The sequence below is a fragment of the Paracoccus sp. (in: a-proteobacteria) genome, from assembly GCF_047605025.1.
In the GTDB taxonomy this organism is placed as follows: domain Bacteria; phylum Pseudomonadota; class Alphaproteobacteria; order Rhodobacterales; family Rhodobacteraceae; genus Paracoccus.
The window spans coordinates 26,357-46,742 of the sequence record NZ_JASGGO010000027.1 but is presented as its reverse complement, the minus strand read 5'-3'; the positions used below and the strand labels follow the sequence as shown (position 1 = coordinate 46,742).

The following is a 20,386-nucleotide window of genomic DNA, read 5'->3' as shown; positions in this document are numbered from 1 at the left end:
CGGGGCGAAGCCGGGCAGAGCCGCCACGCTTGGCCAGATGCAGCGTCATGGCGCCATCCCGTCGGGGCGGGCGGGACTGTCGGGGCGGGCCTATCACGCCTTTTGCCGCTTGCTGGATCAGCCGCCGCTCGCGCGCGGTCAAAGGCGTGGTGCGGATCGGGAGCGCCGCTCTGGCCTTCGTCGCGGGCTGGTCACCTTCAACGCCTTCACCGCGCTGGTGCAAATGCGGCTGGACATGCCGCTGTTTCCGGCGGCGGAGTTGATCGTCGTGATGGTCCAATTACGGCTGGACCGGAATATCGGCTTCGGCTTCGCGGCGACCTGGGACCTGATCGGCATCGCAGGCGCCTCATCGCCGCCGATCCGGTCCCTGCCGTCGCGGTGATCGTCTTCGCGTTGGCGCGGGTGACGGTCCTGGCCTTATTCGCCCTTCGGCTTCTGCCGGTGCTTGTGCTTGGACAGCGCACCCGACTGGTTGATCTTGTCGGCCTTGTCCTTGTAGGGGTTTTTCGTTCCCTGATCGCGGAAGGTCAGCCGGATCGGCGTGCCGGGCATGTCGAAATCGGCGCGCAGCCCGTTCACCAGATACCGCTGGTAGCTGTCGGGCAGCTTGTCCACATGCGTCGCCATCACCACGAAGGCCGGAGGCCGGGTCTTGATCTGGGTCATGTAGCGCAGCCGGATGCGGCGGCCGCCGGGGGCGGGCGGCGGATGCGCCTCGGTCATCGCGCCCAGCCACTGGTTCAGCCGCGCGGTCGGCACGCGGCGGTTCCAGATCTCATGCGCCTTCAGGATCGCGTTGTGCAGCCGGTCCAGCCCCTTGCCCGTGCGGGCCGAGACGGTGACCAGCGGCGCACCCTTCAACTGCGGCAGCAGACGCTCGAACGCCTCGCGCAGTTCGTTCAGCTTGTGCGGCTTGTCGTCTTCGAGATCCCATTTGTTCGCGGCGACGACCACGGCGCGGCCCTCGGTCTCGGCGAAATCGGCGATGCGCAGGTCCTGCTGTTCGAACGGGATGCCCACGTCCAGAAGCACGACCACCACCTCGGCGAAACGCACGGCGCGCAGCCCGTCGGCGACGGACAGCTTTTCCACCTTGTCGCTGATCCGGGCCTTTTTCCGCATTCCGGCGGTGTCGAAGATGCGGATCGGCGTGCCCATGAAATCGGTGGCGACGCTGATCGAATCGCGGGTGATGCCGGCCTCGGGGCCGGTCAGCAGGCGGTCCTCGCCCAGGATCTTGTTGATCAGCGTGGACTTGCCCGCGTTCGGTCGGCCGATGACGGCGATTTGCAGGGGCTTGGCCGCGCTGGGACGCCAGCTTTCGTCGTCGTCCCCCTCGACATCGACATCGGTTTCGGGGGCCTGCTGGACGTTCCGGGCCTCGAACGCCTCGGCCAGCGGAACCAGGACGCGGTAAAGATCATCCATCCCCTCGCCATGCTCGGCCGAGACGCGCAAGGGCTCGCCCAGGCCCAGGGCATAGGCTTCCATCGCGCCGGCCTCGCCCGCGCGACCCTCGGCCTTGTTGGCGGCCAGGATGACGTGCTTCGCCCGCCGGCGCAGGATCTCGGCGAAATATTCGTCCGCCGCCGTCACCCCCACGCGGGCGTCGATGACGAACAGGCAGACATCGGCCTCATCCACCGCGCGTTCGGTCAGGCGGCGCATCCGGCCTTGCAGGCTGTCATCGTCGGCCATCTCAAGGCCCGCCGAATCGACCACGATGAAACGCAGGTCGCCCAGCCGCCCCTGCCCTTCGCGCAGGTCGCGGGTGACGCCGGGCTGGTCGTCGACCAGGGCCAGGCGCTTGCCGACCAGGCGGTTGAACAGGGTGGACTTGCCGACATTCGGCCGCCCGACGATGGCGAGGGTAAAGCTCATCTGAATGCGATCAATTGGCCGTCATGGGTGACGACGTAAAGGGTCTGGCCCGCGACGGCCGGGGCCGCGGCGGCGCCGCCCGAGATCTCGGCCGTGCCGATCAGAGCGCCCGACGCGGGGTCGAAGACGCGCAGATAGCCGTCCGACCCGGCAAGGTAAAGCCGATTCCCCGCCAGCACCGGGCCGTAATGGTTCCAGACCTTGTCCTGCTTGCGCACGACCTGCTTGGTGAAATAGGGCAGTTTCTGCGCCCAGACCCGGCCCCCGTTCGCGGCATCCAGCCGCAAAAGCTGGGCCTGGTCGTTCACCAGGAAGATCGAATTGCCGACAGCAAGGACCGGGCTGGAGGCGCCCTCGGGGGCCTCCCAGCGGGTGGCGCCGGTGGTCAGGTCATAGGCGCCGGCGCGGCCCGAATTGGTTCCGGCATAGACCGTATTCCCGCTGATCACGGGATCGCCCGTCATGTCGCGAAACAGCCCGATCGAGCGGCCCAGCCGCGAGCCCGCCACGTTCGCGACCCATTTCTGGTCCCCGTTGCGGCTGTCCACGGCCAGAATCTCGCCGGTGGTGAAGGCGAAGACCGCCGTATCCCCCGCGACGGCAGGGGCCGCGACGCCCATCACGCCCGCCAGCCCGTCATTGCCGAAAGCCTGCCACAGCACCTTGCCGTCGCTGGCGCGCACGGCCCAGCCGGCGGCGTTGCGGCCCAACGCATAGACGATGCCGTTCTGCACGGTCGGCGCGCCGCTGATCGGCGCCTCGACCTTCTGCCGCCAGGCCACGCCGCCCGAGCGCGCGTCCAGCGCGACCAGTTCGCCATATCCGGTGGTGGCGAAGACGCGCCCGCCCTCGAAGGCAAGCCCCCCGCCCGAGACGCTGCGGCCGGTTTCGCCGGCCGGGCGCAGGTCCACGCTCCAGGCGCGGCCGCCGCCGGTCGTGGTCGCCGTGACGGTGGACTGACTGTCCAGCGTAAAGATCAGCCCACCCGCCACGATCGGATCGGCGGTGATGCGATGGCCCCGGTCCGATGCCTGGCCGATCGACGCCGACCAGATCCGGCTCGTGCCCGCGCCCAATGCCATATTGCCCGAGGCGTGGCTGGCGCTGCCCGCGCGCTGCGGCCAGTCGGCATTGCCGCGGACGGGCGGCAAGGACAGGGCGCCGGTGGTCGGGCCGGTCGCACCCTGGGCGGGTATGCCATCGGCCGATATCACGGCGCGCGGGTCCAGCCTTTCGCCCGGCAGCGGGGTGTCGCCCTGCTGACAGGCCGCCAATGCGGTCAGTCCAGCCAGGGCGGCGATCAGGGGCAACCGATTCATCGCTGTCTCCTTTTCACGGGCGTTCCTGCCCATGGCATCTGCCTTGAGGCCCGGCCCTATTCGGCCGGCACCACCGTCATGCTTTGCGGGCCGGGGCCCGGCGGTTGGTCCGGGGCGGCGCCCAGGGTGATCATCATCTCGCCCAAGCGGCGGCGCAAGGGCTCGGACAGCCCGTCCTTCTGCTGGATCTGGCGGATCAGCATCACCGCATCCTCGGTCCGGCCCGCGCCGATCAGGGCCACGGCCTTCTGCTCCAGCGCCAGCAATTCGAAGGGCGCGCCGGGCTTCGAGAGGTCCGAAAGAATGGTGTCGCGCCGGGCCGCGTCCATCATCGGCCCAGCCACCATCACCGCCTTGAGCATGGCGAGGTCATGCAGCACCGGGTCCGAAGCCACGCCCTGGGCCGCCGCGACCAGCCGGTCGGCGGCCTGCTGCTTTTGGCCGGCATCGGCCTGAAGGCCCGCCGCCAGCATCTCGGACAGAAGCTTACGCCCGGCCGAGCCCTGCGCGTCCAGCGCCGTCAGCGCCGCCAGGGGATCGGGCGCGTCCTGCGCCGCCCGCAGCCCGTCGCCCCAGCCTTGGGCGGCGGCGGCGTCGCGGTTCTTGGCGTATTCGCGCCATGCCGCGCCTCCGACCAGGACCAGGATCAGCAGAATCGCAATCCAGCCGAAGCGGCGAAACGCCTTGAACAAGCGGTCGCGCCGCAAGTCGTCGGTCACCTCGTCGATGAAGCTGTCATTCTGATTGGCCATGTCGTCCCCGTCTGCTTTGGCGCTGTTCTATACGGCCTTGATCGGGTTTGCCAATGCCGGGCGGAACGGTCGGCGTTCACGCCCTGCGGCGCGCCCGCCCGCGCGGGGCCGCACCGACCGGGCGCAGGCTGGACAGCGAGTAAAGCGCCAGCGCCGCCCAGATCATGGAAAAGGCGATCAGGTGCCAATGGGTGAACGGCTCGCCGAACAGCACCACGGCGCAGAAGAATTGCAGCGTCGGGTTCAGGTAGAGCATCAGGCCCAGCGTGGCCATGCCCACCCGCCGCGCGGCAAAGCTGAACAGCAAAAGCGGCACCGCCGTGAATACGCAGGACGCGATCAGCAGCAGCGACAGCCGCAGATCGGTGCCGAACATCACCGGATGCGCCAGGCTGCCCGGCACCAGGTGCAGCGCCTGCGCGATCAGCCAGCCCAGCGCCAGCGGCGACAGCAGCGCCACCTCGGCCGCGACGGAAAGCATCGGTCCAAGCGGCAGGGATTTCTTGATCACGCCGTAGATGCCGAAGGTCATCGCCAGCCCCAGGCTGACCCAGGGCGCGACCCCCAGCCCCCAGGTCAGCAACCCCACCGCCAGCGCCGCCAGCGCCACCGCAACGCCCTGCGCCTGGCTGAGCCTTTCGCCGAAGATCGCCATGCCCAGCAGCACCGCGACCAGCGGAAAGATATAATAGCCCAGCGAGCTTTGCACGACATGTCCCGCCTGCACCGCCCAGATGAACAGCCCCCAATTGATCGAAACCATCAGCGAGGCCAGCGCGATGCGCGCCAGATGCGGGCCGGTCAGCGCCGCCCATAGCTGTGGCAGGCGGCGCTGACCGGCGAGGATGGCCGCGAAAAGCAGAAACGACCAGAGCGTGCGGTGGGCCAGCACCTCAAGCGTGGGGACCGAGGCCAGGCTGCGGTAATAGATCGGCGAAAGGCCCCAGATCAGGCAAACCCCGATCATCGCCCAGAAGCCCTTGGTCCAGTCGCTCATCGCCGTTCCCCTTGCAGGCGGCCAGCCTTGCGATGCTTTGCGGGCGAGGGCAAGGGGGCTCCGCCCCCATCCCTTCGGGATTCCCCCGGGATATTTTTCCAAGAAAGAAAAGGCCCGCCGGGATCGGGCGGGCCTTCATGCGGTTTGCCGGTGGCGCAGGTCAGAGGCGCGAGGCCACGTTTTCCCAGTTCACCAGATTCGACAGGAAGTTTTCCAGGTATTTCGGCCGCGCATTGCGGAAATCGATGTAATAGCTGTGTTCCCACACGTCGCAGCCCAGAAGCGCGGTCTGGCCGAAGCAGAGCGGGTTCACGCCGTTCTCGGTCTTGGTGACCTTCAGCGAACCGTCCTTGTCCTTGACGAGCCAGGCCCAGCCCGAGCCGAACTGGCCGACACCGGCCTCGGAGAATTTCTTCTTGAAGTCATCGACCGAGCCGAAGGATTCGGTGAGGGCCTTTTCCAGTTCGCCCGGAATGGCGCCTGCGTTCGGCCCCATCATTTCCCAGAACTGGGCGTGGTTCCAGTGCTGGCTGGCATTGTTGAAGATGCCGTTCTGGGCCACGGCCCCGGACTGGTAGGTGCCGGTCACGATGTCTTCGAGGCTTTTGCCTTCCCATTCGGTGCCGGCGACAAGCTCATTCAGCTTGTCCACATAAGCCTTGTGGTGCTTGTCGTGGTGATATTCGAGTGTCTCTTTCGACATGCCGCCCGCCGCGAGGGCATCATGCGCATAGGGAAGATCGGGAAGGGTGAAGGCCATTTCGATTTCCTTTCCAATGGTTTCGGAAACGGTTTCTGACACAGGTCGGGCTTCGGGGGAAGCCCCGATACCGCCAGGCCGCTCGGGGCCGAACGCAAGGCCCGCGGGCGGGGTTCCAAACCTTAGCCCGGCGGCGGGCTGGCGCAGCGGCCCTGGCCCTGCATCCGGTTCTCGTATCCCGCCGCGGTGACGCTGATCCATGCCGCGCCATCGGATTTGCGCAGCGTCAGGCGATAGTCCAGCCGGTCGGTATATTGGCCGGATTCGTTGCTGACATTGCCCAACGCCCAGCCATAGGAGCGGCTGCGCCGGTCCTCGGCGGTGATGACCGCCGCGACGGGGCGGCGCACCAGGGTTTGCAGGATCGGGTCGAAGACCTCGATCCGGCCGGCATGCGCGCCGGCGGTCTGGCGGGTGACCATCAGGAATTCGGGAATCCAGCCGGTGCCGGACTGGTCCTGCAATTCGCACATCATCACCTCCAGCCCCTTGCGCACCATCGGCGGCGGGGCGAGCGGCGCCTGCGCGCGGACGGGCGCGGACAGGGCCAGGCTGGCGAAAAGGGCGGCGATCAGGGCGGAAACGGGACGCATGGCGGACCTCGGAGACATTCGGCCCTGCATAGCCCGTCTCGCGCTCGGCCAGAAGGCGGGAAAGCGATCAGCGCGGATCAAGCTGGCTGCCCACGCGTGCCGCGCCCTGCAAAAGCCCCGCGATGTAATCCCCGACCGAGCGGAAGCCGATGACGACGAAGCCCTCGCCCGTGCGCCAGATGCCGCAGGCGACCTGCCCCGCGCGCGAGCGGCGGGCGCCGTCCGGGGGCATGGACGCGATATCGGCGGGCGAAAGCTTCATCAGCACCTGCGCGGCCCTTGGTCCCTCGACCGCGAAGGCCCGGCGCATGTCGCCGACATCCAGGACCAGGGCGTGATGCGGGGCAAGCGCCTGCGTCAGCGCGGCCAGGGCCTGCGCCGTATCGGCTGCGGGCAGGACCAGCAGCAGTTCGTCCGGCGACATCCACACCAGGGTGCGGGTGCCATCGCCCACGGTCGAGACCGGCGCCGGGACCGCAAGCCCCGTCGCGCCCCTGATGGCATCGCCTGCCCCGCCCAGATCGGCGCGGATCTGGATCATGCCCAGGTCGGCCAATTCGGTGATTCGCGCCAGCGCCTCAGCCATTCGCCCGGCTCCCTTCCTTGTCGTAAAAGACCGGATCGCAGATCCGCGCCTTGTAGGTTTCGGCCCCTTCCGCCGGGAATTCCAGCACCTGCCCCATGCGCGCGGGGCCGTTCAGCACCAGCCCCATGGCGATGGGCCTGCCCAGCGTCGGCGAAAGATAGGTCGAGGTCACGCGGCCCTGCGTATGGCGCTGGCCATTGCCGTTCACGCCCTCGGCCACGGCAAGCGCGCCGTCGGGCAGCATGCGGCCATCCAGGCTTTCCAGCCCCACCAGCGTCCAGCGGTCGGGCGAGGTCATGAAGCCGCGCTCTTGCGCGCGCTTGCCGATATAGTCGGGCTTCTTCTTCGAGATCGCCCAGGACATGCCCAGATCCTGCGGAATCACGGTGCCGTCGGTTTCGTCCCCGATCATGATGAAGCCCTTTTCGGCGCGCATGACATGCATCGCCTCGGTGCCATAGGGGGTCACGCCCAGATCCGCACCCGCCTCGTGCAGCCTTTCCCAAAGCTCAAGCCCGCGCTTCGCCGGGACCGCGACCTCGAAGCTGAGCTCGCCCGAGAAGCTGATGCGATAGATCCGGGCGGGGATGCCGGCGATCTCGCCCTCGGCCCAGCCCATGAAGGGCAGCGCCTCGGCCGACAGGTCGATGCCGCCGGCCAGCCGCTCCAACAGAACACGCGCCTTGGGACCGACCACGGCGACCTGCGCCCATTGCTCGGTGACATTGGCGGTATGGACCTTCCAGTCCCACCACTCGCATTGCAGCCAGTCCTCCATATGCGCGTGGATACGGTCGGCGCCGCCGGTGGTGGTATGCACGAGCCAACTGTCACCGGACAGGCGCGCGGCCACGCCGTCGTCGACAAGAAAGCCGTTCTCGTTGCAGATCAGGCCATAACGGCATTTGCCGATGGGCAGGGTGGACATCATGCCGGTATAGATCATGTCGAGGAACTTGCCCGCATCCGGCCCCTTGACCACGATCTTGCCCAGCGTCGAGGCGTCGAGCGTGCCGACGCCGGCCCGCACGGCCAGGATCTCGCGCGCCACCGCCTCGGCATGGCTTTCACCGCCCCGCGGATAGCAATAGGGCCGGCGCCAATGGCCAACCGGCTCGAAGAAGGCGCCGCGCGCCTGGTGCCAGCCATGCATCGGCGTCTTGCGCAGCGGCTGGAACAGATCGCCCCGCGCCTCGCCGGCGATGGCGCCGAAGGTCAGAGGCGTATAGGGCGGGCGGAAGGTCGTCGTGCCCGTGGCCGGAATCGACTGGCCCAACGCCTTGGACAGCACCGCGAGACCGTTGATATTGCTGACCTTGCCCTGGTCCGTCGCCATGCCCAGGGTGGTATAACGCTTGGTATGTTCGACGCTTTCATAGCCCTCTTGCGCGGCAAGCTCGACATCCGAGACCTTCACGTCGTTCTGGAAATCCAGCCACATCTTGAACTTCATCCTGCGCGTGGCATTGACCGGCATGACCCAGACCGGCAGCAGCGGCTGCTCGGGCGCGGCCCCGGTCGCCTGGGCCAGCAGCAGGTCGCCCGCCGCCGCGCCCACGGGCGTCGCCATGGCCGCGCCATCGGCGCCGGTGGGGGGGCGGGCCGGATCGGGATGGAACATCGCCCGATCCTCGGACCAGGCCAGCTTGCCGCCGCAATGGCTCCACAGATGCACGACGGGGGACCAGCCGCCGGACATGGCGACGCAATCCGCCGCGACTTCTTCCTGCACCGCCCCCGCGCCGGCATGGCTGCACAGCTTCACCCCCTCGACCGAGGATCTGCCCCTGATCCCGGCGATGGCCATGCCGCTGAGAACGCGGATGCCGCGTTCGCGGGCGGCCTCGGGCAGCGCGCCGCTCGCATTCGGACGCGCATCCACGATCACCGGCACCTCAAGCCCCGCATCCAGCGCGGCAAGCGCCGTGCGATAGGCGTCGTCGTTATTCGTGACCACGACCACGCGCCGGCCCGGCGCCACGCCGTAAAGGTCGATGAAATCGCGCACCGCCGAGGCCAGCATCACCCCCGGCACGTCATTGCCGGCAAAGCTGAGCGGGCGCTCCAACGCGCCCGTGGCGACGATCACATGGCCGGCGCGGATACGCCAAAGCCGCTGGCGCGGGATGGCGGCATTCGGGTCGTGATCGGCCAGCGCCTCGCGCGCGATCAGGTAGCCATGATCGTAAAGCCCCGTCGCCATGGTATTGCGGCGCAGGGTCACGTTCGGCAGCCCCCGCAAGGCCGCCAGAGCCGCGTCGATCCGGGTCTGGCCGTCGGCATGGTCGGTCGGCGTGCGGCCGCCGAAATACGGGTTCTGCTCCAGCAGAGTGACGGATTTCCCCGCCTGCGCGGCCTCAAGCGCCGCCGTCAGCCCGGCGATGCCGCCGCCCACCACGACCAGATCGGCATGGGCATAAGCCTGTTCATAGCTGTCCGGGTCCGCCTCGGTCGGGGCCTTGCCCAGGCCGGCCGAGCGGCGGATGACCGGCTCGAACACATGTTTCCAGAACGGGCGGGGGTGGATGAAGGTCTTGTAATAGAAGCCCGCCGGCAGGAAGCGATACAGCGCGTCGTTCACCGCGCCGATATCCACGTTCAGGCTGGGCCAGCAGTTCTGGCTGGCCGTCACCATGCCGCCGACAAGGGCCGTGGTGGTGGCGCGCTGGTTCGGCTCGAACCGGCCGCCCTGCCCCAGGCCCAGCAGCGCGTTCGGTTCCTCGGCGCCCGAGGCCAGGGGGCCGCGCGGACGGTGGTATTTGAAGGACCGGCCCATCAGCAACTGCCCATTCGCCAGCAGGGCCGAGGCAAGCGTATCGCCCGTCAGCCCGCGCAGGTGGCGACCGTCGAAGCGGAAGGGAAGCTGATAGGCGCGGTCTATCAGGCGGCCGCCCCTGGACAGGCGGAAGGGTTTCGCATCGCTCATTCGGTCAGGCTTTCAGCGGGGGTGGGCGTCTGGGTCCAGTCTGGTTTCCAGCCTGGGCGCCGGGCCTGGATGGCGGCGACGATTTCGACTGTCGGATGCGGCGTCTGGGCGCGGTAGGTGCCGAAGACCTCAAGCGTCACGGTATCGCGCGCGGCCAGGAACCACTTGCCGCAGCCATAGGCATGGCGCCAACGCTCGAAATGCACGCCCTTGGGATTCTTGCGGGCGAAAAGATAATCCTCGAATTCCTCGTCGGTCGAGCCGGGGCCAAAGCGTTTCAGATGCGCCTGGCCGCCGGGCGCCAGTTCGGTCTCTTCGGCGGCAATGCCGCAATAGGGACAGGTCAGGGTCAGCATCGGCACTCCTTCGGCGGCAAAGCGCGCATGGCATCCAGCGCCCCGGCGGTCGGCCTGGCGCGCGTCTGATCATCGGAAAGGGCATCGCCCGCCTGCCGGACCCAGCCGGAACAGGGGCGGTGATCGTGGGTCATGGGCGCGCGGCCCGCCGGGGCCGGCACCGCCGCCGCGTGACGCGGCTTGCCCGCGCGATACACGGCGCGATCCTCACGCACGGCGCAAAGCATATGCCCATCACAAAGAAAGCAGGAACCGCCGGGCATCGGCTTTTCATCAAGCCGCGATGCTGGAATGCCGGGCCGGTCGCCCAGATCAGCCACACCCTGGCGCGGGATCTTTTCCATATCGGGGTCGCGCGCCATCAGGCCGCTGCCCGCGAAACGGCCCTGGCCGAGGGGCGCGGCGCCCCCCGGCCGAGGCCGCAAATCGGCCCTTGGACCTTAGTTGCTGGCCGGAGCAGGGGTTGCGGGCGCAGGCTCGACGCTGACGGCGCCATCGGTCGTTCCCGCCGGCGCGGCGGGCGCGGGTTCAGTGGTGACGGCGGGCGCGGGCGCGGTCGGCTCGGGCGCGCTGCCCGAGGACATGAACCAGTAGACGACGGCCAGCACGACGACGATCGCGCCGATGATAAGCCCGAGATTGCTTTTGTTCTGTTCGGCCATGAAGAAAACTCCTTGGTCATGGTGACGTGCCCAGATAAAGCGCAAACCACCAAAGAGTTCCATTGAAATTGCACATCTTTCTTCCAGAGCGCGAATTGCGCGGAAATCGGCCCAGCCCTGCCCCTTCGGGCCGCTATATCGCAGGCGAGATCCATCAATGCGCCACCCCGGCGGCGACGCTTTCGTCGATGAAGCGTCCCTCGCGAAAGCGATTCAGGCCGAACTCGGCGGCCAGCGGCCCCGGCTGGCCCTTGGCGATCAGTTCCGCCATCGCCCAGCCCGAGCCGGGAATGGCCTTGAACCCGCCCGTGCCCCAGCCGCAATTGACGAAGATATTGCCCACCGGCGTCGTCGAAAGGATGGGAGAGCGGTCGCCGGTCATGTCCACGATGCCCCCCCATTGCCGCAGCATCTTCAGCCGCGAGAGCATGGGGAAAGTCTCGATCAGGGCGCGGACGGTTTCTTCGACATGGTGCCACGAGCCGCGCTGCGAATAGTTGTTGAACCCGTCGGTGCCGCCGCCGATCACCATCTCGCCCTTGTCGGATTGCGACAGGTAGCCGTGGACGGTGTTGGCCATGATCACCAGATCGCAGCAGGGCTTGATCGGCTCGCTGACCAGCGCCTGCAAGGCCAGAGATTCGATCGGCAGGCGAAAGCCCGCCATTTCCGCCAGCACCGAGGAATGCCCGGCGACGACCAGCGCCAGCTTGTCGCATTCGATGCGGCCCTTCGCGGTGTCGACGGCCTGGACCTGGCCGTTCGCGGTCTCGATCCCGGTGACCTCGCAGTTCTGGATGATGTCCATGCCCATGGCGCTGCATGCCCGCGCATAGCCCCAGGCAACGGCATCGTGCCGTGCCGTGCCGCCCCGCGCCTGGTAAAGCCCCCCCAGGACCGGATAGCGCGGGCCGTCGATATTGATGATCGGCAGCATCTCCTTGATGCGCCGGGGGGTGATCCAGTCGGTCGAGACGCCCTGCAACCGATTGGCGTGGACCGTGCGCTTGTAGCCGCGCACCTCATGTTCGGTCTGGGCCAGCATCAGCAGGCCGCGCGGGCTGAACATGACGTTGTAGTTCAGATCCTGGGACAGGTTCTCGTAAAGCTGCAATGCCTTGTCATAGATCGCGGCCGAAGGGTCTTGCAGATAGTTCGAGCGGATGATCGTCGTGTTCCGCCCGGTATTGCCGCCGCCCAGCCAGCCCTTTTCGACGATGGCGATGTCGGTGATGCCGAAATTCCTGCCCAGATAATAGGCCGTCGCCAGCCCATGCCCGCCGGCGCCGACGATCACCACCTGATATTTCCGCTTCGGCTGCGGGCTGGCCCAGGCGCGCTTCCATCCCGTATGCAGGCGCATCGCCTCGCGCGCGATGGCAAAGACCGAGTAATTGCCGGTGCCTCGAGGTTGGGATGCGGACATGGCTGGACCTTTCGCGACTCGTCTTTCGCAAAATGCGCTGTTCCGGGGGGCGCGGGCAAGCCGAACTGCGACGGGCCGGTTGTCGAAATGCGTCAGGACCGGACGCGGATCTTCTTTATGGCTGCGGCTTTTTCCCAAGGGCCAAAGCGGCTATGACGGGGCCGCCGCCAGGGAGGAGCCATGACGTTCTGGATCATCTGCGCCGCGCTGACCGGGGTGGTGGCGCTGGCCATCGCCGCGCCCCTGACGCGCCGCCGCAGCCCCGGCGATTCAGCCGCCGCCTGCGACCTGCGCATCTATCGCGACCAGCTCCGCGAGGTCGAGCGCGACCTGGAGCGCAGGCTGGTCGATCCCGCCGAGGCCGAGCGCCTGCGCACCGAGATCGGCCGCAAGGTGCTGGCCGCCGACCGCGCGCTGCGGGAACAGCCCGCAGGCGCCCCCCCCGGCGGGCGGGCGGCGCTGGTCCTGCTGGCCCTGCTGCTGGCGGGGGCGTTTCTGGCCTATGACCGGCTTGGTGCTCCGGGCGCGCCCGACCAGCCCATCGCCCAACGCCTGGCGCAGGCCCAGGCGCGCTATCAGGCCCGCCCCTCGCAGGCCGAGGCAGAGCGTCTGGCCCCCAGACCCGACCGCCCCGCCCCCGATCCCGAATATCTGGACCTGGTGCAGAAACTGCGCGCGGCCGTGGCGCGGAACCCCGACGACCCGCGCGGCCAGGAACTGCTGGCCCTGCATGAGGAGCGGCTGGGAAATCTTGCCGCCGCCAGAGAGGCGCAGGCCCGGCTGGTGGCGTTGAAGGCCGGGGCGGCCGGGGCCGAGGATTACGCCCGCCTGGCCGGGCTGACGGTCGAGGCCGCGGGCGGGCTGGTCACGCGCGAGGCCGAGGCGGCGATGCGCAAGGCGCTGGAACTGGACCCGGCACAGGTGCAGATGCGCTATCTTGCCGGCCTCTTGCAGATCCAGAACGGCCGCGCCGACCGCGCCTTTCCGATCTGGGCCGCGCTTCTGGCCGAAGCACCCGCCGATCCGGCGCTGAACGCGCTGATCCGCCCGCTGATCGGGGATCTGGCCTGGCTGGCTGGCCAACCCGATTACCAACCGCCCGACGACCAGCAGCCCGGCCCCGATGCCGATGCCCTCGCCGCCGCGCGCGACATGGCCCCCGAGGACCGCGAGAGGATGATCGAGGGCATGGTCCAGGGCCTGGAGGCGCGCCTGGCCCGGCAAGGCGGCACGCCCCAGGAATGGGCACGGCTGATCGCGGCCCTTGCGGTTCTGGGCCAAAAGGACCATGCGCAGGAAATCCTGGCCGAAGCCCGCCGCCAGTTCGGCCCCGAGGCCGCCGCCCCCATCGAGGAAGCCGCAGGAAAGGCTGGACTGCAATGATCCTGGAACAGATCGAGGAATTCGCCGCCATCCTGCCCCGCGCCGGCGCTGTGGCCGGGCTGGACCTGGGAACCAAGACCATCGGCGTCGCGGTCAGCGACGGGCTGCGCGGCGTGGCCTCGCCCCTGACCGTGATCCGGCGCGAGAAATTCACCCTGGACGCGCAGGCGCTGCTGAAGATCGTCGCGGAACGCGCGCTGGTCGGATTGGTGCTGGGCCTGCCGCGCAATATGGACGGCTCGGAAGGGCCGCGCGCGCAATCGACCCGCGCCTTCGCCCGCAATCTGGAACGGCTGACGCCGCTGCCCATCACCTTCTGGGACGAGCGGCTGTCCACCGTCGCCGCCGAGCGGGCCTTGCTTGAGGGCGATACCTCGCGCAGGCGCCGGGCCGAGGTGATCGACCAGGTCGCCGCGGGCTATATCCTGCAAGGCGCCCTGGACCGGCTGCGCCACCTGGCCCGCGATGGCTAAGGTGTCCAGCCCCTGCATCCGGGTCTGCGTGATAGATCCCGCATCCGGCCTTTGCACCGGCTGCCTGCGCAGCCTCGACGAGATCGCGGGCTGGGGGACGATGACCGAGGCGCAGCGGCGCGGCATCATGGCCGCCCTGCCCGCGCGCGAGGCGCTTGCCGCCGGCAGGTCCTGAAGCTTAGCCCCGCACCACGACGCGCACCTCGCGGATCGCGGTCCTGAGCCGCAGCCGCGTCTCGGCCGGTTCGCGGGCAACCGCGTCAAGGATGGCGCGCATGTCGCCGCGCAGCCCGTGAAGCTGGTCGACCAGCGACAGGACCAGCGCCAGCGCCTCGTCGTCCAGATGATAGCCCTCGGACAGGTCCACGATCAGTTGCAGCCGGGCAAGATCCAGATCCCGAAACAGCGGCCCGGATTCGGATTGCACCGGCACCACCACGCCCGCGCGGATGTAGCTCCGCAACTGGCCGGGCCGCAATTCGGGCAGCAGCGCCAGCACCTGCTCCGAGGTATAATGCTTGCGGGTCATCTCGCCCTCCTCGCATCATAGGCATGTTCCTCGCGCCATCCCTCCATGAAGCGCGCGAGATCATCGTCGATCCGGGGCGGCATCACGATCTTCAGGACGACATGCTGATCGCCCCGCGTGCCGTCGGGGCCGCGCAGGCCCCGCCCCTTCAGCCGCAGCTTCTGGCCCGAGCTTGCGCCACGCGGCACGGTCAGCATCACCGGGCCGTCGATGGTCTCGGCCTCGACCTTGCCGCCCAGCACGGCTTCGTCGATGGTGATGGGCAGGGTCGTCTCCACGTCGTCGCCGTCGCGGCGCCAGTCGGGATCATCGGCCACGATCAGGGTCAGAAGCGCATCGCCGGCCTGGCCCTCGCCGTAACCGGGGCCGCCCTTGCCACGCAGGCGGATGATCTGGCCGTCGCGCGCGCCCTCGGGGATCCTCACGTCCAGGATCGCGCCGTCGGGCATGGTGATGCGCGTGGCGCCGCCCCGCGCGGCGGTCAGGAAGTCGATTTCCAGCGTGAAGCGCAGGTCCTGGCCGCGCATGTCGAAGCCGCGCGCCCCGCCACGCCCACGCCCCTGCCCCTGCCCCTGCCCCTGCTGGCCGAACAGGTCCGAGAAGACATCCGACAGATCCTCGAAATCCGGGCTGCCCTGGCGATAGGGATTGTCGCCCGCCTGGGCGTAGTCGCGATAGTAATGCCGCTGCGGGCGTTCCTGGCCCGAGGCGTCGATCTCGCCCCTGTCGAAGCGGGCGCGCTGGTCGGCATCCTTCAGCAGGTCATAGGCCGAGGAAGCGGCCTTGAAGCGTTCATGCGCCGCCGGATCTGGATTCAGGTCGGGATGGTCGGTCTTGGCGATCTTGCGATAGGCTTTCTTGATCTCGTCCTGAGTGGCCGTCTTGCTGAGGTCCAGCGCCTTGTAGGGATCATCGGCCATCGCCGTCATCTTTCCTTTTCACCACCCAGGCGACAACGCTCCGCGCCCCGCCGCCGTTCCCGGCCATGGGACATCAGACCGGAGGTTTTGTCCAGTTGCGACGGGGAGTAGGGGCTCCGCCCCCGCGTTTTGCGTGCCCCTTGATGGGGCACGCAAAACGCTCCCCCGGGATATTTGGGCAAGAAAGACGGAGTGCACAGGTCAGGATTTCGGGCGGAAGGCCCGGATGCGGGCGGGGTCGGTCTCGATCCGCGCGGCGCCGATCAGGTCGAGGCAATAGGGCACGGCCGCGAAGACCGCATCGAGGCAGGTGGCGATGGCCGAGGGCTTGCCGGGGATGGTGATCATCAGCGTGCGGCCCCGGATGCCCGCCGTCTGGCGCGACAGGATCGCGGTGGGGACTTCGCGCAGGCTGGCGCGGCGCATCTCCTCGCCGAAGCCGGGCAGTTCCTTTTCCATCACGTCGCCCATGGCCTCGGGGGTCAGGTCGCGGGGCGCGGGGCCGGTGCCGCCGGTCACCAGGATCAGGTCGGCACCGCCATCGGCCAGGTCGCGCAGGGTCGCGGCCACGACCTCGCGCCCGTCGGGAATGATGGTGCGGGTGATCCGCATGGGCGAGGTGACGACGGCCCGCAGCCAGTCCTCGGCCCCCGGCCCGCCCCTGTCCGGGTATTCGCCCCGCGCGGCGCGATCCGATACGGTGACGATGGCGATGTGGGCGGGGCGTTGGGTCTGGGTCATGCCGACATCTTGGCGCGCGCCGGAGGTGAAGGAAAGGCCCCGTTGGCGCGGCGTCCCGCCGCCGCCATACTGCCCAGGAAACCGCTGGGGGGGGAAATCGGATGGAACAGGCCGTCAGGACGCTTTTCGCCCGCTATGCCGCATTCTTCGCGCGCGCCTTGGCCGGGGATTTTGACAAAGACGAGATGGCGGCGCTTTATACGCCCGAGTTCATCGCCGCCTCGCCCCTTGGCGTGAAGACCGGCAAAAACGACGCGCAACTGCGCCAGGCGATGGCGCAGGGTTACGCGCACCATCGGGCCATCGGCACCCGCGAGATGCGGCTGGGCGAAATCCGGCTGTCGGCCATCGACGATTGCCATTGCGTCGCCCATGTCGGCTGGACCGCAACCTATGCCCGCGACGACCTGCCCGAAACCGCCATCGGTTTCGATGTGCATTACCTGGTGCAGGTGCTGGCCGGCGAGGCCGAGGTTTTCGGCTGGGTCACCGGCGACGAAGAGGCGCTGATGCGCCAGCACGGCGTCATGTGAACAGGGCCGCAGGCGATGCCCGCGGCCCGTCTGCTTACTTGAACCGCGCGTTGCGGTTCGCGATCAGCTTCAGCCGCAGGGCGTTCAGGCGGATGAAGCCCGCCGCGTCCTTCTGGTCATAGGCGCCGGCGTCATCCTCGAAGGTCACATGCTTTTCGCTGTAGAGCGAGTGATCCGACCAGCGGCCCACGCAATGGACCGAGCCCTTGTAGAGCTTGAGCCGCACCGTGCCGGTCACATGTTCCTGGGTCTTGTCGATCAGCGCCTGAAGCGCCTCGCGCTCGGGCGAATACCAGAAGCCGTTATAGATCAGTTCCGCATAGCGCGGCATGATCGAATCCTTCAGGTGCCCCGCCCCGGCGTCAAGCGTGATCTGCTCGATCCCGCGATGCGCTTCCAGCAGCACGGTGCCGCCGGGGGTTTCGTAGATGCCGCGCGATTTCATGCCGACGAAGCGGTTTTCCACGAAGTCCAGCCGGCCGACGCCGTTGCGCCCGCCGATCTCGTTGAGGCGGGTCAGGATCGTGGCCGGAGAAAGCGCCTCGCCGTCGATGGAGACGGCATCGCCCCGCTCGAAGCCGATCTCGACATATTCCGGGGTATCGGGCGCTTCCTCGGGCGAAACCGTGCGCTGATAGACGTAATCCGGCGCCTCCTCGGCGGGGTTTTCCAGCGCCTTGCCCTCGCTGCTGGTGTGCAGCAGGTTCGCGTCCACGCTGAAGGGCGCCTCGCCGCGCTTGTCCTTGGCGATCGGGATCTGGTTCGTCTCGGCGAATTCCAGCAGCTTGGTGCGCGAGGTCAGGTCCCATTCCCGCCAGGGCGCGATCACCCGGATCGAGGGGTCCAGCGCATAGGCCGAAAGCTCGAACCGCACCTGGTCGTTGCCCTTGCCGGTGGCGCCATGGGCCACGGCATCGGCGCCGTGCCGGTGCGCGATCTCGACCAGGTGCCTGGAGATGAGTGGCCGCGCGATCGAGGTGCCCAGCAGGTAAAGCCCTTCGTAAAGCGCATTGGCGCGGAACATCGGGAAGACGAAATCGCGCACGAATTCCTCGCGCACGTCGACGATATGGATGTTCTCGGGCTTGATGCCCAGCAGTTCGGCCTTGGCGCGCGCCGGCTCCAGTTCCTCGCCCTGGCCCAGATCGGCGGTGAAGGTGATGACCTCGCAGCCATATTCGGTCTGGAGCCATTTCAGGATGATCGAGGTGTCGAGCCCGCCCGAATAGGCAAGGACGACTTTCTTCGGCGCGTCGGACATGCGGTTAACCCTTCGTGGAATTTCGGCAGGGAATAGGGCCAATCGCGGCCTGTCACAAGAGGCGCGGCCCGTAAACCTTCGCAGACCTGCCCCGCGCCCCCGTGATGAGACGGCTCATGCCAAATTCCCGCCCCATTCCCGGCATATGGCTGAACATTCAGCGTCAAAGACCGCGGCAATGGCGCCGCGATTGCCTGCCGGCAACGCTGGTTCTGGTCGCGATCTGGCTGGCGGGCCTTGGCACATTGCAACTGACCAGCCTGCCGCAGCTCGTCCTTTGGGCCGTGGCGGGCGCAACCGGGCTGATTCCCATCCTGATCGTGCTGCTGTGGCTGATCCCTCTGCCTCGGCTGTGGCGGATCAACGGCGGTTGGGGCGCGCTGGCGGTCTTTGCCTGCTTGGCGCTGCTGGCCTTGTTGGGGCCTGGTTCGCGGCGCCGAGGCTGAACGGCGGCTTTCATGAGAACCCGGCCATGTTTCCGGTGGCGCAAGCTGTTGCTACCTCATTTGGCGCCATCCTGGGACTGACGGCACCGATCGCCGTATTGCTGCTGATCATTGGCCCGATATGGTTCCTGGGGCTGATCTATCGCGCCCTGAATCGCAGCTTCCGCGGGCGACATGCCCGCGCCATCTTGACTAGCCCCCAGAATACAGGCACTTGCCAACCCCCTCATTTCACGCCATTGCCCGCACATGGAAAACTTTGCCGCCTCTGTCCGCCAGGCGGAGATCGCCCTGCGCGACCTCTTCGAGCCGACCCCGCTTCAAAAGAACGACCATCTTTCGGCGAAATACGGCGCCGAGATCTGGTTGAAACGCGAGGATCTGACGCCCGTGCGCAGCTATAAGCTGCGCGGCGCCTTCAATGCCATGCGCAAGATCGTGGCCCGGCAGGGGGCGGCGCATTTCGTCTGCGCCAGCGCCGGCAACCATGCCCAGGGCGTGGCCTATGCCTGCCGCCATTTCGGCGCCAGGGGCACGATCTTCATGCCGGTCACCACGCCGCAGCAAAAGATCGCCAAGACCCGGATCTTTGGCGGCGACGCGGTCGAGATCGTGCTGACGGGGGATTATTTCGACCAGACGCTGGCCGCCTCACAGGAATTCGCGCGCGACAGAGGGGCGACGTTCCTGTCGCCTTTCGACGACGCGGACATCATCGAGGGCCAGGCGACCGTGGGGCTTGAGATCCTGGCCCAGCTTGGCGAGGCGCCGGACCTGGTGATCCTGCCGGTGGGCGGCGGCGGGCTTTCCTCGGGGGTGACCACGCTTCTGGCCGAGATGGCACCCGATTGCCGGGCGGCCTTCGTCGAGCCGGAGGGCGGCGCGAGCCTGCTTGCGGCCCTGCGCGAGGGCGCGCCGACCACCCTGCCCGGTGTCGATACCTTCGTCGATGGCGCGGCGGTGGCGCGGATCGGCGCCCTGCCCTATCGTCTGCTGTCCCGTTTCACGCCCGAACAGGTCCATCTGGCGCCCGAGGATCGCATTTGCGCCACCATGCTCGACATGCTGAATGTCGAGGGGATCGTGCTGGAACCCGCCGGCGCCATGGCCGTCGATGCGCTGCGCGACATCCCCGACCTGGCCGGCAAGCGCGTCGTCTGCATCTGCTCGGGCGGGAATTTCGATTTCGAGCGCCTGCCCGAGGTCAAGGAGCGCGCGCAGCGTTTCACGGGGCTGAAGCGTTATTTCATCCTGCGCCTGCCGCAGCGGCCCGGCGCATTGCGCGATTTCCTGCAATTACTGGGGCCGCAGGACGATATCGCCCGATTCGAATACCTGAAGAAATCGGCGCGGAATTTCGGCTCGATCCTGATCGGGATCGAGACGACCGTCCCCGAGAACCTGGATCTGCTTTGCGAGCGCCTGGCGCAGCACGGCTTCGGCTATCGCGACATCACCCGCGATCCGGTGCTGGCGGAATTCCTGATCTAAGATCCACCGCCGGCGCGGCTGCCGGCGGATTCGGGTATTTGAGAAACGAAGAAAACCTTGCGGACCACGCGGGTCGCCGCCGGGATCATCGGCCCGATGACGGGACGCGATGTGATCCGCGTGCGATGATCCGCGTGCTGGCCTATTCGATCCTGTCGGAAATCGTCGGTCCGCTGATCCCGCCGCCAACCCTCGCGAAGGCCCGCCTGCACCCCGAGCCCTCGGGGGCGCGGGTCGGGTCGGGCGCGGGTCGGGTGGGGCGCCGGGCGGCCCTTGCCATGGCCCCGGCGTTCCCCTGGCCCTTATCGAGGGGCCTCGCCAGAGTGATCCGAGGCGCGGGCGCCCGGG

General features: G+C 68.0%; 22 protein-coding genes. 7 read left to right on the top strand and 15 right to left on the bottom strand.

Features of this window, described 5'->3' with window-relative positions:
* The first annotated feature begins 37 nt into the window (after positions 1–37).
* A complete protein-coding gene (locus QM682_RS14800; protein ID WP_415131067.1) occupies positions 38–385 on the top strand; it encodes a hypothetical protein in 348 nt (115 codons plus the stop codon).
* Between the two features lie 35 nt (positions 386–420).
* Here the strand turns inward: QM682_RS14800 and der are convergent, their stop codons facing one another.
* From der to QM682_RS14745, 11 genes are all read right to left on the bottom strand, one after another.
* Entirely contained in the window at positions 421–1,884 is a 1,464-nt protein-coding gene (gene der, locus QM682_RS14795; protein WP_415131065.1) for a ribosome biogenesis GTPase Der, read from the bottom strand.
* On the bottom strand, positions 1,881–3,203 hold the full coding sequence (locus QM682_RS14790; protein ID WP_415131063.1) for a PQQ-binding-like beta-propeller repeat protein: 1,323 nt from the start codon (positions 3,201–3,203) through the stop codon (positions 1,881–1,883). The genes der and QM682_RS14790 overlap by 4 nt, the downstream gene beginning before the upstream one ends.
* Positions 3,204–3,259: 56 nt before the next feature.
* Complete coding sequence (locus tag QM682_RS14785; RefSeq protein ID WP_415131061.1) at positions 3,260–3,955, bottom strand: hypothetical protein; 696 nt, start codon at positions 3,953–3,955, stop codon at positions 3,260–3,262.
* Between the two features lie 76 nt (positions 3,956–4,031).
* Complete coding sequence (gene rarD, locus QM682_RS14780; protein WP_415131059.1) at positions 4,032–4,952, bottom strand: EamA family transporter RarD; 921 nt, start codon at positions 4,950–4,952, stop codon at positions 4,032–4,034.
* 160 nt (positions 4,953–5,112) lie between these two features.
* Positions 5,113–5,712, bottom strand: a complete 600-nt coding sequence (locus QM682_RS14775; protein ID WP_415131057.1) for a superoxide dismutase — start codon at positions 5,710–5,712, stop codon at positions 5,113–5,115.
* A 122-nt stretch (positions 5,713–5,834) separates the two neighbouring features.
* A complete protein-coding gene (locus QM682_RS14770; protein WP_415131055.1) occupies positions 5,835–6,305 on the bottom strand; it encodes a hypothetical protein in 471 nt (156 codons plus the stop codon).
* A 67-nt stretch (positions 6,306–6,372) separates the two neighbouring features.
* Positions 6,373–6,891, bottom strand: a complete 519-nt coding sequence (locus QM682_RS14765; RefSeq protein WP_415131053.1) for a sarcosine oxidase subunit gamma — start codon at positions 6,889–6,891, stop codon at positions 6,373–6,375.
* The gene (locus tag QM682_RS14760; protein WP_415131051.1) at positions 6,884–9,817 is read right to left on the bottom strand and encodes a sarcosine oxidase subunit alpha family protein; all 2,934 of its coding nucleotides are present in this window, start codon (positions 9,815–9,817) and stop codon (positions 6,884–6,886) included. The genes QM682_RS14765 and QM682_RS14760 overlap by 8 nt, the downstream gene beginning before the upstream one ends.
* A complete protein-coding gene (locus QM682_RS14755; protein ID WP_415131049.1) occupies positions 9,814–10,173 on the bottom strand; it encodes a sarcosine oxidase subunit delta in 360 nt (119 codons plus the stop codon). The genes QM682_RS14760 and QM682_RS14755 overlap by 4 nt, the downstream gene beginning before the upstream one ends.
* A 440-nt stretch (positions 10,174–10,613) precedes the next feature.
* Positions 10,614–10,835 (bottom strand): hypothetical protein, encoded by a 222-nt coding sequence (locus QM682_RS14750; protein WP_415131047.1) that lies wholly within the window; start codon positions 10,833–10,835, stop codon positions 10,614–10,616.
* 154 nt (positions 10,836–10,989) lie between these two features.
* Positions 10,990–12,261 (bottom strand): sarcosine oxidase subunit beta family protein, encoded by a 1,272-nt coding sequence (locus tag QM682_RS14745; protein ID WP_415131045.1) that lies wholly within the window; start codon positions 12,259–12,261, stop codon positions 10,990–10,992.
* A 180-nt stretch (positions 12,262–12,441) separates the two neighbouring features.
* Here QM682_RS14745 and ccmI point away from each other — a divergent pair, with 180 nt between their 5' ends.
* The 3 genes from ccmI to QM682_RS14730 are packed head-to-tail and all read left to right on the top strand — an operon-like array spanning position 12,442 to position 14,292.
* Positions 12,442–13,644, top strand: coding sequence for a c-type cytochrome biogenesis protein CcmI (gene ccmI / locus QM682_RS14740; RefSeq protein ID WP_415131043.1), 1,203 nt, complete (start codon positions 12,442–12,444; stop codon positions 13,642–13,644).
* Entirely contained in the window at positions 13,641–14,117 is a 477-nt protein-coding gene (gene ruvX / locus QM682_RS14735; RefSeq protein ID WP_415131041.1) for a Holliday junction resolvase RuvX, read from the top strand. The genes ccmI and ruvX overlap by 4 nt, the downstream gene beginning before the upstream one ends.
* Positions 14,110–14,292 (top strand): DUF1289 domain-containing protein, encoded by a 183-nt coding sequence (locus tag QM682_RS14730; RefSeq protein WP_415131039.1) that lies wholly within the window; start codon positions 14,110–14,112, stop codon positions 14,290–14,292. Before ruvX ends, QM682_RS14730 begins: the two co-directional genes overlap by 8 nt.
* A gap of 3 nt (positions 14,293–14,295) precedes the next feature.
* Here QM682_RS14730 and QM682_RS14725 read toward each other — a convergent pair whose 3' ends face one another.
* The 3 genes from QM682_RS14725 to mog form a co-directional block, all read right to left on the bottom strand.
* Positions 14,296–14,646, bottom strand: coding sequence for a hypothetical protein (locus QM682_RS14725; protein WP_415131037.1), 351 nt, complete (start codon positions 14,644–14,646; stop codon positions 14,296–14,298).
* The gene (locus tag QM682_RS14720) at positions 14,643–15,566 is read right to left on the bottom strand and encodes a DnaJ C-terminal domain-containing protein (RefSeq protein WP_415131035.1); all 924 of its coding nucleotides are present in this window, start codon (positions 15,564–15,566) and stop codon (positions 14,643–14,645) included. Before QM682_RS14720 ends, QM682_RS14725 begins: the two co-directional genes overlap by 4 nt.
* A gap of 201 nt (positions 15,567–15,767) precedes the next feature.
* Positions 15,768–16,307, bottom strand: a complete 540-nt coding sequence (gene mog / locus QM682_RS14715) for a molybdopterin adenylyltransferase (protein WP_415131033.1) — start codon at positions 16,305–16,307, stop codon at positions 15,768–15,770.
* A 101-nt stretch (positions 16,308–16,408) separates the two neighbouring features.
* Between mog and QM682_RS14710 the strand changes: the two genes are divergently transcribed.
* Complete coding sequence (locus tag QM682_RS14710) at positions 16,409–16,840, top strand: nuclear transport factor 2 family protein (protein ID WP_415131031.1); 432 nt, start codon at positions 16,409–16,411, stop codon at positions 16,838–16,840.
* 34 nt (positions 16,841–16,874) lie between these two features.
* On the opposite strand, the gene QM682_RS14705 is transcribed toward QM682_RS14710, so the two are convergent.
* Positions 16,875–18,101, bottom strand: a complete 1,227-nt coding sequence (locus tag QM682_RS14705) for an argininosuccinate synthase (RefSeq protein ID WP_415131029.1) — start codon at positions 18,099–18,101, stop codon at positions 16,875–16,877.
* Positions 18,102–18,217: 116 nt separating this feature from the next.
* On the opposite strand from QM682_RS14705, the gene QM682_RS14700 reads away from it, so the two are divergent.
* Positions 18,218–18,547, top strand: coding sequence for a hypothetical protein (locus QM682_RS14700; protein WP_415131027.1), 330 nt, complete (start codon positions 18,218–18,220; stop codon positions 18,545–18,547).
* A gap of 249 nt (positions 18,548–18,796) precedes the next feature.
* Complete coding sequence (ilvA, locus tag QM682_RS14695) at positions 18,797–20,038, top strand: threonine ammonia-lyase IlvA (protein ID WP_415131025.1); 1,242 nt, start codon at positions 18,797–18,799, stop codon at positions 20,036–20,038.
* The last annotated feature ends 348 nt before the right edge of the window (positions 20,039–20,386 follow it).

Excerpts from the sequence above, each read along its gene's own strand:
- QM682_RS14800 (WP_415131067.1), top strand. The coding sequence starts at position 38 with ATGCAGCGTCATGGCGCCATCCCGTCGGGGCGGGCGGGACTGTCGGGG.
- der (WP_415131065.1), bottom strand. The coding sequence starts at position 1,884 with ATGAGCTTTACCCTCGCCATCGTCGGGCGGCCGAATGTCGGCAAGTCC.
- QM682_RS14790 (WP_415131063.1), bottom strand. The coding sequence starts at position 3,203 with ATGAATCGGTTGCCCCTGATCGCCGCCCTGGCTGGACTGACCGCATTG.
- QM682_RS14785 (WP_415131061.1), bottom strand. The coding sequence starts at position 3,955 with ATGGCCAATCAGAATGACAGCTTCATCGACGAGGTGACCGACGACTTG.
- rarD (WP_415131059.1), bottom strand. The coding sequence starts at position 4,952 with ATGAGCGACTGGACCAAGGGCTTCTGGGCGATGATCGGGGTTTGCCTG.
- QM682_RS14775 (WP_415131057.1), bottom strand. The coding sequence starts at position 5,712 with ATGGCCTTCACCCTTCCCGATCTTCCCTATGCGCATGATGCCCTCGCG.
- QM682_RS14770 (WP_415131055.1), bottom strand. The coding sequence starts at position 6,305 with ATGCGTCCCGTTTCCGCCCTGATCGCCGCCCTTTTCGCCAGCCTGGCC.
- QM682_RS14765 (WP_415131053.1), bottom strand. The coding sequence starts at position 6,891 with ATGGCTGAGGCGCTGGCGCGAATCACCGAATTGGCCGACCTGGGCATG.
- QM682_RS14760 (WP_415131051.1), bottom strand. The coding sequence starts at position 9,817 with ATGAGCGATGCGAAACCCTTCCGCCTGTCCAGGGGCGGCCGCCTGATA.
- QM682_RS14755 (WP_415131049.1), bottom strand. The coding sequence starts at position 10,173 with ATGCTGACCCTGACCTGTCCCTATTGCGGCATTGCCGCCGAAGAGACC.
- QM682_RS14750 (WP_415131047.1), bottom strand. The coding sequence starts at position 10,835 with ATGGCCGAACAGAACAAAAGCAATCTCGGGCTTATCATCGGCGCGATC.
- QM682_RS14745 (WP_415131045.1), bottom strand. The coding sequence starts at position 12,261 with ATGTCCGCATCCCAACCTCGAGGCACCGGCAATTACTCGGTCTTTGCC.
- ccmI (WP_415131043.1), top strand. The coding sequence starts at position 12,442 with ATGACGTTCTGGATCATCTGCGCCGCGCTGACCGGGGTGGTGGCGCTG.
- ruvX (WP_415131041.1), top strand. The coding sequence starts at position 13,641 with ATGATCCTGGAACAGATCGAGGAATTCGCCGCCATCCTGCCCCGCGCC.
- QM682_RS14730 (WP_415131039.1), top strand. The coding sequence starts at position 14,110 with ATGGCTAAGGTGTCCAGCCCCTGCATCCGGGTCTGCGTGATAGATCCC.
- QM682_RS14725 (WP_415131037.1), bottom strand. The coding sequence starts at position 14,646 with ATGACCCGCAAGCATTATACCTCGGAGCAGGTGCTGGCGCTGCTGCCC.
- QM682_RS14720 (WP_415131035.1), bottom strand. The coding sequence starts at position 15,566 with ATGGCCGATGATCCCTACAAGGCGCTGGACCTCAGCAAGACGGCCACT.
- mog (WP_415131033.1), bottom strand. The coding sequence starts at position 16,307 with ATGACCCAGACCCAACGCCCCGCCCACATCGCCATCGTCACCGTATCG.
- QM682_RS14710 (WP_415131031.1), top strand. The coding sequence starts at position 16,409 with ATGGAACAGGCCGTCAGGACGCTTTTCGCCCGCTATGCCGCATTCTTC.
- QM682_RS14705 (WP_415131029.1), bottom strand. The coding sequence starts at position 18,101 with ATGTCCGACGCGCCGAAGAAAGTCGTCCTTGCCTATTCGGGCGGGCTC.
- QM682_RS14700 (WP_415131027.1), top strand. The coding sequence starts at position 18,218 with ATGCCAAATTCCCGCCCCATTCCCGGCATATGGCTGAACATTCAGCGT.
- ilvA (WP_415131025.1), top strand. The coding sequence starts at position 18,797 with ATGGAAAACTTTGCCGCCTCTGTCCGCCAGGCGGAGATCGCCCTGCGC.